Below are 12918 nucleotides of genomic sequence, written 5' to 3' on the forward strand. Positions count from 1 at the left end.
ACAGTCCAACTTATACTTCGTCCACGCCGACCCAACTGCCGCGTTCGATCGACAGATCTACAGCTTCAAGTACCTCTTGGCACTTAACCCCGTCGCGGAAGCTCGGAGCGAACCCGCTGCCGCCGGTCATATGCTGAACGAATTCATACACGATATGAACGAAGCCATGCTCGTAACCGATGATATGTCCGGCCGGCCACCAGTTGCCCGCATATTTATGACTGCTATCCGTGACGGAGATCGTGCGGAACCCTGCCAGGTTCGGCTCATCTTCACGGAAATACACTTCAAGGTTGTTCAGATTTTCGAGATCCCAGCGGATGCTTCCTTTGCTGCCGTGGATTTCGAACGTGTTGCCGTTCTTGCGGCCGGTTGCGAAACGGGTCGCGATGAACGTGCCCATTGCACCGTTTTTGAACTCCGCCAGGAATGCCGTTGCATCGTCAACCGTCACTTCGCCTTTTTCAGAACCGCCATTGCCGGACAGACCGCTCGAAGATGCCGGAATCGGACGTTCTTTCACGAAGGTGCGGCTGTGTCCGATAACCCTGTCGAACTCGCCGACCAGGAACCGCGCAAGATCGATACAGTGGGCGTTCAGGTCGCCATGAGCGCCGGAGCCCGCCACTTCTTTCTTCAGACGCCAAGCCAGCGGGGAATTCGGATCCACCAGCCAGTCTTGCAAATAGGTAGCCCGGTAGTGATGGATTTCCCCAAGGCGGCCTTCCTCGATAATTTGCTTCGCCAATTGCACGGCCGGCAAGAAGCGATAGTTGAAGCACACACCATGCTTAACGCCCGCTTTCTCCGCGGCGTCAAGCATTTCGCGAGCGTCTGACAGGTTCAAGGCCAAAGGCTTTTCGCAAAAAACATGTTTACCGGCGGCGATTGCGGCAAGAGCGATTTCCTTGTGCGCATCGCTTGGAGCGTTGATATCGACCATGTCGATATCGTCCCGGGCGACCATTTTACGCCAGTCCGTCTCATAGCTCTCCCAGCCGAATTTGTCGGCGGCTGCTTTAACACCGTTCTCGTCACGTCCACAAATCGCTTTCATGACAACGTCCGCATTCAGATCGAAGAACATGCCCACATCTTTATATGCGTGACTATGAGCTTTACCCATAAATTTGTAGCCGACCATACCTACGTTCAGCTTCTGGTTGTTTACGCCCACCACATCTCACCTGTCTTTTCAGTCAGAATAAGACCGTTAAGGAAGTTGGCCGCTTTCGTGAATCCTTCGTTGACGCTCATCAAGCTGTCCTCGTGCTCAATGCTAATGGCGCCATCGTAGCCTACCATTCTGAGCGTGCTCACGAGATCTTTCCAGAACTCGTCATCGTGGCCGTAACCGACGGTGCGGAAAATCCATGAACGCTGAAGCTCTTCACCGTAGGGTTTCGTGTCAAGCACACCGTTGAGGGCTGTATTGCGGGCATCCATCTTCGTATCCTTCGCATGGACGTGATAGATCGAATCTCCGAGCGCTTTTACGCACTCAAGCGGATTCATGTTCTGCCAGAAAAGGTGGGACGGATCGAAATTCACACCGATGTTATCTCCCGCTTCCCGGCGCAGTCGAAGCGCTGTCTCCGTATTGTACACAAGGAAGCCCGGATGCGATTCGATGGCAATTTTCACACCGTGCTTGCGGCAAAACGCCGATTGTTCTTTCCAGTAAGGGATCGCCACTTCATTCCACTGCCATTCGAGAATGGTAAGGAAATCCGGCGGCCATGGGCAAGTGACCCAGTTCGGATATTTGGCGTTCTCGGAATCGCCCGGACAGCCGGAGAAGGTAATAACGGTATCGACGCCCAGCTTCTCCGCCAGCTGCACGGTAGCCACAAAATCATTATGGTGCTCCTCAGCAATCGCTTTGTCGGGATGAAGCGGGTTACCGTGGCAGCTCAGTGCGCTGATGGTCAGTCCGCGGGAATCGACGGCATCGCGAATGCGTCGGATGGCCGCTTCGTCGTTAAGGATACTTCGCGCGTTAACGTGCGCGGTACCGGGAAATGCGCCCGTCCCGATTTCCACCGCTTGCAGACCTGCTGCTTTTGCCGTATCAAGCGCTTTCTCAAAAGATTGTTGTTGGAATAAAACAAGGAATACACCGAGCTTCATCGTTCTTCCACCTAACCTCTCTTTGAAATGAAATGCAATTTCCTTTTCCGATTAACTGAAGCTGATCGCTTGCCCTTTTTTCGCGGATTCATATACCGCTTCGAGAATTTCCTGCACGACCATCGCTTGTTTGGCTGTGACGACAGGCTCCTGATCGTTCAAGATGGCATTGATCCATGCCCGCGCTTCATTCTCGGCCGGATCGTTCGGTACGGAACCGCCCCAATCCGCGTAGCCGGTCATTTGAATTTCGCGGGTGTAAAGCATGCCATGCTCTTCACCGTTGATCCGCAAACCTTTCTTCATGTCGGCGCCGGCTTTCGTTCCGCTTAATGAAACCTTCGCCTCATCCACATCAAGCGTATTCAATGCCCAGCTGGATTCCAGCCAGACGGTCGCTCCGTTTTTCATCGTGATCATCGCAAACGCGGAATCTTCCACCGTAAACTTCGCAGGATCCCAGGATCCCCACATATTCGCTTCGCTGCCCTGCTCGCCGAGCTTTCGGTATGAAGTGCCAAGCACCGTCTTCGGCTCGTAGTTGTCCATCATCCAGAGCGTAAGATCCAGCGCGTGCGTACCGATATCGATCAAAGCTCCTCCGCCTTGCTTTTCAACATCCAAAAAAGCGCCCCAAGTCGGAACGGCACGGCGCCGAATCGCATGTGCTTTGGCCAAGTAGATTTCACCGAGCTCGCCGGCACGGCACGCTTTGTGCAGCCAAAGGCTGTCCGCGCGATGACGGTTCTGGTAGGCAATGCTAAGCTTGCGGCCCGTTCTCTCTGCCGTTTCTACCATTTTCCGCGCACCTTCTGCAGTCTTTGCCATCGGCTTCTCGCACATAACATGCTTGCCTGCCTCGAGCGCGGCGATCGAAATTTCGGCATGCGTATCGTTCGGCGTGCAGACATGCACTACATGTACATCAGGATCATTGAGCAGCTCACCCACTTCCGAATACGTGCGCGCATCCGGTGTGCCGTACTTTTCTTTGGCCTCCTGCGCTCTATCCGGAGCAACATCGAAGAACGCCACCACTTGCGCTTCCGGGATTTTGGCGAGTGCCGGCAGGTGTTTGCCCATAGCGATTCCGCCGCACCCGATCATGCCTACGTTAACTTTTGACAAAATGTTAGTCCTCCTTGCGAGTTTACAGTAATCACTCTACAATTGAGTGTATCATATTTGCTAGAAAATCAAATCTTCCTAGGTGGGAGGATTTTATGCGATTTTGTCATTTAAGGGGGTGAGGGCTGTGGAAGCGACACGAGAGAAAATAGAATACGAGAATCCGCTGCTCTCCCTTAAGATATGGCAGATGACTCGCAGCGATCCCGGATATATTAATTGGCACTATCATCCCGAATGCGAGCTGCTTCTCGTACAGACCGGCCGGCTGGAAATCGATCTAAGCGATGAAAGCTACACGATGGAATCCGGCGACGTCGTGATTCTCGGCAACTCTCAGCTGCACCGTGACCGCAATACAGGCGGCGGGCTGCTCGATTACATCGTGCTGCAATTCGATCTGCACACTTTTTTTCGACCAGAGTACGATCCCCTACCTGCAGTATTTCAACGAAACGAAAGTCCCTCTCAGCGCAATGAATTATATTTTCAGACAGAACCCGAAGGCGAACGAAGAAGCGGCAGCCTGCATTCGCGAAATCCATAAGGAAGCATTGGACAAAGAAAGCGGCTACGAGCTGGCGGTCAATCTGCTGATCAAAAAACTGCTGCTTATTCTCATACGCAATGACACCCGCGGACTGCTGGCTGACCAAGACCGCGTGGAGCGCATCCGGCTAAAGCCCGTGCTCGATTATGTCGAATCCAACATCGACGACCGGATTTCGGTAGAAGACGCTTGCCGGCTGGCGAATATGAGTTACTATTACTTCGTGAAATTTTTCAAAAAGATTATGGGCTTGTCTTTCACGGAATACGTCAACATGCGCAAGATCAAACGGGCCGAGCAGCTGCTGCTCACGCGCGATCTAAGCGTTACCGAGGTCGGCGACCAGATCGGCATGGCGAACATGGCTCATTTCTACAAAATGTTCAAACGGTTTAACGGCTGCTCGCCCAAGGAATTTCAGCGCAAAATGCTCGCCTGGGGACGCAGATAAAATACGATGCAAAAAAAAGCTGAGGCCATGAACTTAATGGCTTCAGCTTTCTTATTCACTGCGGGTTGCTACTTCCCGCCGGTTCGGCCCGAACGGCTGACAATGAGCTTGTAGCCGACGCCGCGGATCGATTCGATTTGTACGGTTTGCTGGTTGAGTTCGAGCTTCTTGCGAAGGGAGCTCACATGCACATCGACGGTGCGCTGACCGCCGATATAGTCGAAACCCCAGACAACATTCATCAGGTCGTCGCGGGTGATGACAATTCCCGGCCGTTCCGCCAAATAGAGCAGAACCTCGAACTCCTTGGGTCTGAGCGTGATCCATTGGCCGTTCGTGAACACTTCGTACTTATCGGGATAAATTTGCAAGTCGCCGAGCGTAATGACTTTATCGCCGCCTTCGGACTTCGAAGGTTTGCTGTCTTCGTTACGTGTTCGCCGCAGCACGGCGGATGTTCGCGCGAGCAGCTCCGCAACGCCGAAAGGCTTCGTGATATAGTCGTCCGCGCCGAGCTTTAACCCTTGCACCACTTCTTCTTCGGCCGTTTTGGCGGTCAGTATGATGACGGGTGTTTTCACACCGTTCTCGCGCAGCTTCTGCAACACTTCAAAGCCGCTCAAGCCTGGAAGCATCAAATCCAAAAAAATAATCGCATAGTCGGAATGTAACGCTTGATGGAGCCCTTGCGCACCGTTCCCGACAACTTCCGCTTCGTACCCCTCTTGCGACAGGTTATAGCTCACAAGCCGGGCGAGCGTCGGTTCGTCTTCGATGATCAGCACCTTATCCGACATAGCATCCTCCGGTCCAGCAGAAAAATCTGCCTTTTTAACACTACAAAGCTAGTTTTATCATACCAGTGTAAATTAGACGTCAATCCCATGTTAACGCTGTGTTAATTGGAAACTTTCTCATCATGGCTGCAGAAACGGCAGCTCCAGAATAAACCGGGTTCCTGCACCTACTGTGCTTTCCACTCGGATCGTGCCATGGTGCAACTCAGTCAAGTGTTTGACGATCGATAATCCGAGCCCCGTCCCGCCGGAGCTGCGGGAACGATCCTTGTCCACCCGGTAAAACCGCTCGAAAATTCTCGGAATGTCTTTCTTCGGGATGCCGATACCCGTATCCGATACGGTAATCCGTACCTTCTCAGTCGGCTCTTCTCCGGTTTCTCCGCCCGCAGCGGAGATCAGCTCGGCACGGACCTTCACCTTGCCGCCATCAGGCGTATAGTTGATGCCGTTCTGGAGCAGGTTCATCAGAATCTGCCGCAGCCGATCCTCATCGGCTTCCAGAAACAAGCCTTCTTCCGCTTTCAAATCCAGGGATATCCCTTTCTTTGCCGCTTCGGAGGACATAAGTTCCGTCATACGGGCAAGGAAAACCGGAAGTTCTATAGGTGAGAACTGCAGCGGCGAACGCCGGGACTCGATTTTGGACAGCTCGAGAATGTCGCCGATCAGCCGGTTCAACCGTTCACTTTCATCGTGAATGATGGTCAGGAACGATCGGGCTGTTTCCGGATCTTCCATCGCGCCTGACAGCAGCGTTTCGGTGAAGCCTTTCACAGCTGCAACGGGTGTCTTCAATTCATGGGACACATTGGCGACAAATTCGCTCCTCATCCGTTCCAGCCGCCGGATGGCGGTCACATCCTGAAGCACCATCAGCAGTCCCGGCTCCTCTTCGACGTTCAGTTGCATCGGCACCAGGGAAACTTCAAGCAGCCTTTCTTCCGGCACGTACACGGTAAGCTCCGCATGATGAGGTTCCCGGTTTTCAAGCCCTTCGCGAATAAGACCCGTAAGCTCGTAATGCTGCCGGAACTCCTTGTAGCTTCTGCCCACCCGCTCTTTTACCGTACTGCCCAGCAAAATCTCCGCTTGCCGGTTATACAGGGTAATGCGGCCGTCATGCGCAATCATGACGACACCGCTTGTCATGTTGTCGAGCACGCTCTGCAGCCTGCTGCCGTTCAAGCGGATCTCGTCGAGCTGCTCCTGCAGGCTCGACGCCATCGCATTGAGCGTCCTCGCAAGCTCGCCGACTTCATCTTTGCCGCCTTCCGGAACACGAATGGAATAGTCCATATTCGCCATCTTTTTGGCTGCGGAAGTCATGCGTTCAAGCGGACGCGTCACACTGAACGCCACGCGGTAGCTGACTGCCGCCGCCAGCGCAAACAAGAGAAGCAGACCGAATACGAGAGCGAGCCACATGTTATTGAGGCTCCGCTCGACGTCGCTCAGGCTCATCGCCAGGCGAATGATGCCTTGAGCGGTGCCGCCTTCTTGCTGATTCACTTTAATCGCGACATACATCATGTTCTGCTCCAGCGTGTCGCTGTAACGGACGCTGCTTCCGCGGCCCGATGCCAGCGCCTCCTTCACTTCCTCGCGATCGCTGTGATTGTCCATCTCCAAGGGATCGTGGTCCGAGTCGCCCAGAACCGTACCGTCAAGGTTAATATAAGTGACGCGCATACCCGCGATTTCCTTGAACCGTTTCGCCTGCTCCTGCAAGTAGATGCTTCGGTGCACCTCTGCGGCACCGATAGGCCATGGGGCGGCGGCATTCAGAAGCTGGAGCTCGCGAATCATATGATCGCGCAGATCGTCCTGATGATTTTTCTTATAAGAGCTGCCGATCAATAAGCCTGCTGCCAGCACGGAAAATGCGATAAGAAGCATGAACAGCGCCGTCAGCTTTAATCGAAATTTACGCACGGAGGGCGGATGCCTCCTTCCATATTAAACGAATACGGGATCCTTGAATTGAGCCAGCTTCGCTTTCGAATCCTGTTCCACATCAGCATGAAGGCTGTTGCCGTGCGAATCCATCGTAACGATCGCCGCAAAGCCTTCGACGTTCAGGTGCCACATCGCTTCCGGAATTCCGAACTCCATGAAATCGACGCCTTCGACGTTCTTGATGCATTCCGCGTAATATTGGGCTGCGCCGCCTACGGCGTTAAGATACACGCCTCCGTGCTCCCGTAAAGCAGCAAGTGTTTTCGGACCCATGCCGCCTTTCCCGATCACCGCGCGAATGCCGAACCTTTTCATAATATCGCCTTGGTAAGGCTCCTCACGAATGCTCGTGGTCGGGCCTGCCGCTTTCACATGCCAGCCTTCCTCATCTTTGAGCATTACCGGCCCGCAATGATAGATGACGCCGCCGTTCAGATCGATCGGCGAATCGTGATCCATCAGATGCTTGTGAAGAGCATCCCTGCCGGTATGCATCGCACCGTTCAAAATGACGACATCGCCGACTTTCAGCTGTCGGACATCTTCCTCCGTCAAAGGTGCTCTCAGCACGATTTCAGGGCGCTTGGAAGCCGCTCCCGCTTCATCCGCAGCTGTATCTGCAGAGCCGGCAGACATTGGTACGGCACTGCCGCCTTCATAGATCCACTCTTTGATTTCGTGTGTGCTGCCGTCGAGCAGGACGCCTTGACGGCGGTAAGCCCAGCAGTTATAAGCTACGGACACGAAGAAGCTTGCCGGCAGTCGGTTCATCACTCCCGCTTTGCAGCCGAGAAGCGTGACGTTGCCGCCGAAGCCCATCGTGCCGATTCCAAGCTGATTGGCTTTATCCATAATGTACTCTTCAAGCTGCTGAAGTTCCGGGATCGGATTCACATCTTCCACTTCGCGGAACAACTGCTGCTTGGCCAGCTCGTACCCGGTTGTCCGGTCGCCGCCGATTCCCACCCCGATGAAGCCTGCGCTGCACCCTTGTCCTTGCGCCTGATATACGGCGTGAAGCACGCATTTGCGGATGCCGTCGAGATCCCGGCCGGCTTTGCCGAGCCCTTCGAGCTCGCAAGGCAGGCTGTACTGGATGTTCTTGTTCTCACAGCCGCCGCCTTTCAGAATCAGACGCACATCGACTTCGTCGCGTTCCCACTGCTCAAAGTGGATAACCGGTGTTCCCGGTCCCAAATTATCGCCGGTATTCGCACCCGTCAGGGAGTCAACGGAGTTCGTGCGCAATTTGCCGTCTTTGGTCGCTCTGGCGATCGCGTTCTTGATTTCCTTCTTCATGACGATCTGGTTGGCGCCAACCGGGGTGTGCACGATGAAAGTCGGCATTCCTGTATCTTGGCAGATGGGGGAAACATTGGTTTCCGCCATTCCGATATTTTGTGCAATTGTCGTTAAGGACAAACCCGCCCGGGTGGCGCGGTCCTCCGCCTCTCGTGCCGCACTGATGGCACGGCGGACATCCGCAGGCAGATTCGTAGATGTCTCGACGACGAGACGATAAATGCTTTCTTCAAAAGTGGACATGGTTGGAGCAGATTCCCCTCTCTAGTCGTTGGTTCGCAATAATTATATAATAGCATACAGACCAGGTTTGGGAGAGAAGGAGTCTATCAATGGGCAATCATTTCCTTGCTTACTTATATCGATTGCAGAATATCGAACGCTGGAGCCTCATGAGAAGCACGACGCCGGAAAATGTGGCCGAGCACTCCTTCCACGTTGCGTTGATCGCGCACGCCTTGTGCAGCATTGGCAGGGATATTTTCGGACATGACGTAAATCCCGATGAAGCGGTCACTTATGCTTTGTTCCATGACGCAACCGAAGTCATTACAGGCGACATCCCGACTCCGGTAAAGCATCACAATCCTCAAATATTGGCTAACTTTCGCGAGATCGAGTCTTTGGCGGCCGAGCGGCTGCTCGCAACGGTGCCGCAGGAGCTTCGTGAAGCTTATACCCCGTTGTTCAAGCAAAAACCGGCCAATCCTGCAACCGAAAAATACTTAAAGGCGGCGGATCTGTTGGACGCTTACTTGAAATGTTTGAGCGAAATGTCCGCGGGCAATCGCGAATTCGCAACCGCGCGGCGGCAGAGTGAGGACAAGCTGAGGCAGCTTAATATGCCGGAGGTGGAGTGGTTCCTGGATCATCTCGCTCCCGGTTTTGAGCGGACGATCGACGAGCTGTCGGAGGAAGAGTGATCGGGCAGCGGTCTAATAGAGGAACTGAGTTCCGCTAAAAGAAAAATGGATAGAGCGCCTGCATGGCATACTCTATCCATTTTCTTTTTAACTCAGGCTTCTAACGCCCGTTCCTCCGGCAGCTTCACGCTGTGATCAAAGCTCCTCACAACCCGGTACATCACTATCCCGGTCAGCGCCATTACAACCGCAAGTGCGGTAAACAACGTTTCTCCGCCGCCCCAGCTCAGCAGAATTCCGCCCAATATCGGACCCAGTCCACGCGACAGCAAATGGCTTGCGCCATAGACGGAAAAATAAAAACCGCGCTGCTCCGCCGGAGCCATAATGGAGATCACTTTTTGCATCTGCGGACCGTACATCATTTCTCCGATTGTAAAAATAAACTCCGCCGCAAACAGCCACACAATGATGTCGGCAAAACCGTAGCTGAGCGATACGACAGTGAACAGCGCATAAGACGCTCCGATGACTACATGCGACAACATCGACTCCGTTCGCCGCGCGATCCAGATTTGCAGAGCGATGACCATACTCCGTTAAAAGTGAGCAGCGATGCCAGTACCGTTTTGTAATGTTCGAAGTTCGATTGAAGATGCAGCGGAAACGTTGTTTCCACCTGCGCATACAAGATTCCGATGGGAAGGCTCAGCACGGTCATCAGGAGCAAAGGTTTGTGAAGCTTCCATGAAATACGTGCTTTCGCAGCAGGAACACCAGAATGTGATTGGGTTAGCGGCGCTGTCTCCGGTAATTTGAACAGAATAAGCAGAGCATTCAATAGAAACGAGAGAGCGGACAAGAGAAATACGGCGGACGCGTTCCACTGGAACATAATCAAGCCAAGTATCGGTCCCAGGGCCGCGCCGATATTGAACGACGTATGCATCAGCGCAAAAACCTCGGCACGCCGATCCTCTTCCACGATATCGGTAATTTGCGCGTTCGCCGCAGGCATGAATAAAGCGAAGCCGATCCCGTTGATGACGGAGATCAGTGCGTATTGCCACACATCCGACGAAAAAACATATCCGATCATGCACAACATCTGCAACAGCAATGCAGTCAGCATCAAAGGCTTGCGTCCGTATCGGTCGCTCAAGCCTCCGCCGTACCAACTGACGAACATGCCGCATAAAGGCTGCAAACCTACAATGATCATCGGCAGTATGATCGAACCTTCCATTTGGTCATAAAGATACAAAACCAGGAAAGGCCGGATCATAAAACCGGTAATGGTCGTCAATGCGGAACCGATAACGCGGATCCAAACGCCGCTGTCATATCTATTGATAATGACGTTCAGCCAATTTGTTTTCATATGTATTCCTACTTCTACTATGTATTAGGATGACAAAATGAGATCTTGCAAGCCGTCCCAGAACAGGTTCAGCGCAAAAGCCAGAAAGAGAACGGCGGACAACAGAGACAAAATCCGCATCGTGCTGCTGCCGACACGACCCGCCCGGCTCCCGAGCCAAGCGATCATTGCAGACCAGAGTATACCGGCCATAACGAATCCTGCGACAAAAGCGGTAAGCACTTGCGTTTGCCGAATGTCCAGATCGGCGACGACGGGACCTGCTATCGCAACGAATGATAGAATCAACGTCGGCGACGACACGGCCAAGCCGGCCCCCACCAATATGTCTCCCCAAGCGCTTCGTCCTTTGACAGGCTCTCCGTCGGTATTAAACTTTTTGGGTCTGACCGTATCCCTGACCATCGTGTACGTCAGCCACAAGAGCACCAACGTTCCTCCGATCCAGAGCAGCCAGCGAACCGCCAAATAATGAAACACCGCCGTCCATCCCAGCAGGGCAAGCAGCATATAGAACGCATCCCCGAAGCACGATCCGAAGCCGATCCGGAACGCCGCGGCAAATCCCCGGTCCAATCCTGTTTTCATAATGGCGATATTGACGACACCCAAATCCAAACAAAGAGCTAATGAAAAAAGAAACCCTTTCATAAACGCGTAATACACCGATTCCACTCGTGACCCTCCAGCATGCGGCAACAACTAAATCAGTATATCACATCGTGTTAAGAACGGAACCGGCATATGAATTGTTGCAAAGTAAAATAGGGTAAAAGAAAAACGCACACCTAGGTGTGCGTTCGGTAAGCCGTCGTTTGTCCGGATTATTATGCGTACCAACGATTTTCCATGATCCAAATCGTAATCAGGAACAGAACGAACAGGATGGTGCTTAGCGTTTGAACTTTAGAAATTGCTGCACTTGCATTTTCGCCGTTTGCCGCGGCACGGGCAATCCGCTTAAGCGGGCCTTGAATGATGCCCGACAGAGCGGCGAGCGCCAAGAACAGGACGATGGCGGTAATCATCCACCCCACTGTGTAATCGGCTTGCGAAATCAAATATCCGCCCGTCAATAGTTGGAGAACAAGAGCATACTGGCCGATGCGCCCTGCCGATACTAATCCGCTGGCCAAACCTTCCTGCGCAGCTCCCGACAGCTGCTTGAACTTACCCGCCACGAACGGCAAAACCGCGTAGATCCCCATTCCGACCGCACCTACCAGGTGCAAAAACAACATTACCTTATACATTCGCCGTTCCCTCCAATTGTTAGCATAACAATGACAAATCAAGTATACACAAAAAAGAAAGAGAATAAAAATAGAAGCCTTGCCCGGGTCGAATGACAGGCAAGGCTTCTATATGTTGATCTTAATTCGAACGATTACGCGTTCTCTACGATTTTAATGACATTCCGGACGGAGTCGGCGGATTTCTCCAGTGCTGCTTTCTCCTCGGCGGTCAATTCGATTTCGATGATTTTCTCGATTCCGTCGCCGCCTAGTACGGCCAACACTCCCATGAACAGGTTGTTGTATCCATACTCTCCTTGAAGAAGGGCGATGATCGGCAAAATGCGCTTCTTGTCTTTAAGGATGGCTTCCGTCATTTGAACGAGCGACGCTGCAGGCGCATAGTACGCGCTGCCGTTGCCGAGCAGGTTGACGATTTCGCCTCCGCCTACGCGAGTGCGCTGTACGATCGCGTCGATACGCTCTTTAGGGAGCAATTTCTCGACCGGAATTCCGCCGATTGTCGTGTAACGAACCAACGGTACCATGTCGTCGCCGTGGCCGCCGAGAACAACGCCGCGGACATCCTCTACGGATACGTTCAGTTCTTGAGCGAGGAACGTGTTGTAACGAGCCGTATCAAGTACGCCGGATTGTCCGATGACTCGGTTCTTAGGGAAACCGAGCGCTTTGTTAGCTACATAAGTCATCGCATCTACAGGGTTGGACAGAATGATCACGTACGCGTTCGGGCTGGTCGCCTTGATGTTCTCACATACCGACTTCACGATGCCTGCGTTCGTGTTGACGAGATCGTCGCGGCTCATGCCCGGTTTGCGGGCGATTCCCGCTGTAATGATAATGACATCCGAATTGGCGGAATCTTCATAGCTGGAAGTGCCGACAATGTTGGAGTCGATGCCCTGCACCGGTGTGGATTCCATCATATCCAGCGCTTTACCTTTGGTAGGGTTCTCAAGCTGTGGAATGTCCAGAAGAACGACATCGCCCAGTTCCTTCTGCGCCAGCATAAGCGCAGTGGTCGCACCGGTAAAGCCGGCGCCTACAACCGTAATTTTCGCACGTTTAATGGCCATTTGGAATTGCCTCCTATGTCCCTTA

The 12918-nt window shown here is 53.1% G+C and carries 14 protein-coding genes; 3 read left to right on the forward strand and 11 right to left on the reverse strand.

Going from position 1 to position 12918, the window contains the following annotated elements; genetic code table 11:
- Nucleotides 1-10: 10 nt before the first annotated feature.
- Genes SD71_RS12900 through SD71_RS12910 form a run of 3 tightly spaced genes read right to left on the reverse strand, consistent with a single transcriptional unit; the run spans nt 11 to nt 3258 of the window.
- On the reverse strand, nt 11-1144 hold the full coding sequence (locus SD71_RS12900) for a Gfo/Idh/MocA family protein (RefSeq protein WP_041063907.1): 1134 nt from the start codon (nt 1142-1144) through the stop codon (nt 11-13).
- A 23-nt stretch (nt 1145-1167) separates the two neighbouring features.
- Entirely contained in the window at nt 1168-2130 is a 963-nt protein-coding gene (locus SD71_RS12905) for a sugar phosphate isomerase/epimerase family protein (protein ID WP_041063852.1), read from the reverse strand.
- Nucleotides 2131-2181: 51 nt separating this feature from the next.
- Nucleotides 2182-3258 carry a Gfo/Idh/MocA family protein gene (locus tag SD71_RS12910; protein WP_200889600.1) on the reverse strand — a complete coding sequence of 359 codons (1077 nt, stop codon included), beginning with the start codon at nt 3256-3258 and terminating at the stop codon, nt 2182-2184.
- Between the two features lie 127 nt (nt 3259-3385).
- Between SD71_RS12910 and SD71_RS25910 the strand changes: the two genes are divergently transcribed.
- The gene (locus tag SD71_RS25910) at nt 3386-3805 is read left to right on the forward strand and encodes a cupin domain-containing protein (RefSeq protein WP_326998745.1); all 420 of its coding nucleotides are present in this window, start codon (nt 3386-3388) and stop codon (nt 3803-3805) included.
- Nucleotides 3735-4259 (forward strand): helix-turn-helix domain-containing protein, encoded by a 525-nt coding sequence (locus SD71_RS25915; protein WP_326998746.1) that lies wholly within the window; start codon nt 3735-3737, stop codon nt 4257-4259. The genes SD71_RS25910 and SD71_RS25915 overlap by 71 nt, the downstream gene beginning before the upstream one ends.
- A 68-nt stretch (nt 4260-4327) precedes the next feature.
- Here the strand turns inward: SD71_RS25915 and SD71_RS12920 are convergent, their stop codons facing one another.
- The 3 genes from SD71_RS12920 to SD71_RS12930 all read right to left on the reverse strand — a co-directional run bounded on the left by SD71_RS12920 (nt 4328) and on the right by SD71_RS12930 (nt 8560).
- Nucleotides 4328-5056: a response regulator transcription factor gene (locus SD71_RS12920; RefSeq protein ID WP_041063854.1), complete on the reverse strand. Its 729-nt coding sequence runs from the start codon at nt 5054-5056 to the stop codon at nt 4328-4330.
- A 120-nt stretch (nt 5057-5176) separates the two neighbouring features.
- On the reverse strand, nt 5177-6991 hold the full coding sequence (gene pnpS, locus SD71_RS12925; protein WP_041063856.1) for a two-component system histidine kinase PnpS: 1815 nt from the start codon (nt 6989-6991) through the stop codon (nt 5177-5179).
- Between the two features lie 24 nt (nt 6992-7015).
- Nucleotides 7016-8560: a fumarate hydratase gene (locus tag SD71_RS12930; protein WP_041063858.1), complete on the reverse strand. Its 1545-nt coding sequence runs from the start codon at nt 8558-8560 to the stop codon at nt 7016-7018.
- Nucleotides 8561-8649: 89 nt separating this feature from the next.
- Between SD71_RS12930 and yfbR the strand changes: the two genes are divergently transcribed.
- Nucleotides 8650-9240, forward strand: a complete 591-nt coding sequence (gene yfbR, locus SD71_RS12935; protein WP_041063860.1) for a 5'-deoxynucleotidase — start codon at nt 8650-8652, stop codon at nt 9238-9240.
- A gap of 92 nt (nt 9241-9332) precedes the next feature.
- Here yfbR and SD71_RS22285 read toward each other — a convergent pair whose 3' ends face one another.
- The 5 genes from SD71_RS22285 to mdh all read right to left on the reverse strand — a co-directional run bounded on the left by SD71_RS22285 (nt 9333) and on the right by mdh (nt 12893).
- On the reverse strand, nt 9333-9728 hold the full coding sequence (locus tag SD71_RS22285; RefSeq protein WP_052476226.1) for an MFS transporter: 396 nt from the start codon (nt 9726-9728) through the stop codon (nt 9333-9335).
- A complete protein-coding gene (locus SD71_RS12940; protein ID WP_052476227.1) occupies nt 9713-10561 on the reverse strand; it encodes an MFS transporter in 849 nt (282 codons plus the stop codon). The genes SD71_RS22285 and SD71_RS12940 overlap by 16 nt, the downstream gene beginning before the upstream one ends.
- 24 nt (nt 10562-10585) lie before the next feature.
- The gene (locus tag SD71_RS12945; RefSeq protein ID WP_052476228.1) at nt 10586-11236 is read right to left on the reverse strand and encodes a LysE family translocator; all 651 of its coding nucleotides are present in this window, start codon (nt 11234-11236) and stop codon (nt 10586-10588) included.
- A 152-nt stretch (nt 11237-11388) separates the two neighbouring features.
- Entirely contained in the window at nt 11389-11814 is a 426-nt protein-coding gene (locus SD71_RS12950) for a hypothetical protein (RefSeq protein ID WP_041063862.1), read from the reverse strand.
- A 134-nt stretch (nt 11815-11948) separates the two neighbouring features.
- Nucleotides 11949-12893, reverse strand: coding sequence for a malate dehydrogenase (gene mdh / locus SD71_RS12955; protein ID WP_041063864.1), 945 nt, complete (start codon nt 12891-12893; stop codon nt 11949-11951).
- Between the last annotated feature and the right edge of the window lie 25 nt (nt 12894-12918).

Source organism: Cohnella kolymensis (assembly GCF_000829465.1).
GTDB classification, from domain to species: Bacteria; Bacillota; Bacilli; order Paenibacillales; family Paenibacillaceae; genus Cohnella; species Cohnella kolymensis.

Bases quoted from the DNA above. Each gene is read 5' to 3' on its own strand.
- SD71_RS12900 (WP_041063907.1), bottom strand. From the start codon at position 1,144: ATGGTCGGCTACAAATTTATGGGTAAAGCTCATAGTCACGCATATAAA.
- SD71_RS12905 (WP_041063852.1), bottom strand. From the start codon at position 2,130: ATGAAGCTCGGTGTATTCCTTGTTTTATTCCAACAACAATCTTTTGAG.
- SD71_RS25915 (WP_326998746.1), top strand. From the start codon at position 3,735: ATGAATTATATTTTCAGACAGAACCCGAAGGCGAACGAAGAAGCGGCA.
- SD71_RS12920 (WP_041063854.1), bottom strand. From the start codon at position 5,056: ATGTCGGATAAGGTGCTGATCATCGAAGACGAACCGACGCTCGCCCGG.
- SD71_RS12930 (WP_041063858.1), bottom strand. From the start codon at position 8,560: ATGTCCACTTTTGAAGAAAGCATTTATCGTCTCGTCGTCGAGACATCT.
- yfbR (WP_041063860.1), top strand. From the start codon at position 8,650: ATGGGCAATCATTTCCTTGCTTACTTATATCGATTGCAGAATATCGAA.
- SD71_RS22285 (WP_052476226.1), bottom strand. From the start codon at position 9,728: ATGTTGTCGCATGTAGTCATCGGAGCGTCTTATGCGCTGTTCACTGTC.
- SD71_RS12940 (WP_052476227.1), bottom strand. From the start codon at position 10,561: ATGAAAACAAATTGGCTGAACGTCATTATCAATAGATATGACAGCGGC.
- SD71_RS12950 (WP_041063862.1), bottom strand. From the start codon at position 11,814: ATGTATAAGGTAATGTTGTTTTTGCACCTGGTAGGTGCGGTCGGAATG.
- mdh (WP_041063864.1), bottom strand. From the start codon at position 12,893: ATGGCCATTAAACGTGCGAAAATTACGGTTGTAGGCGCCGGCTTTACC.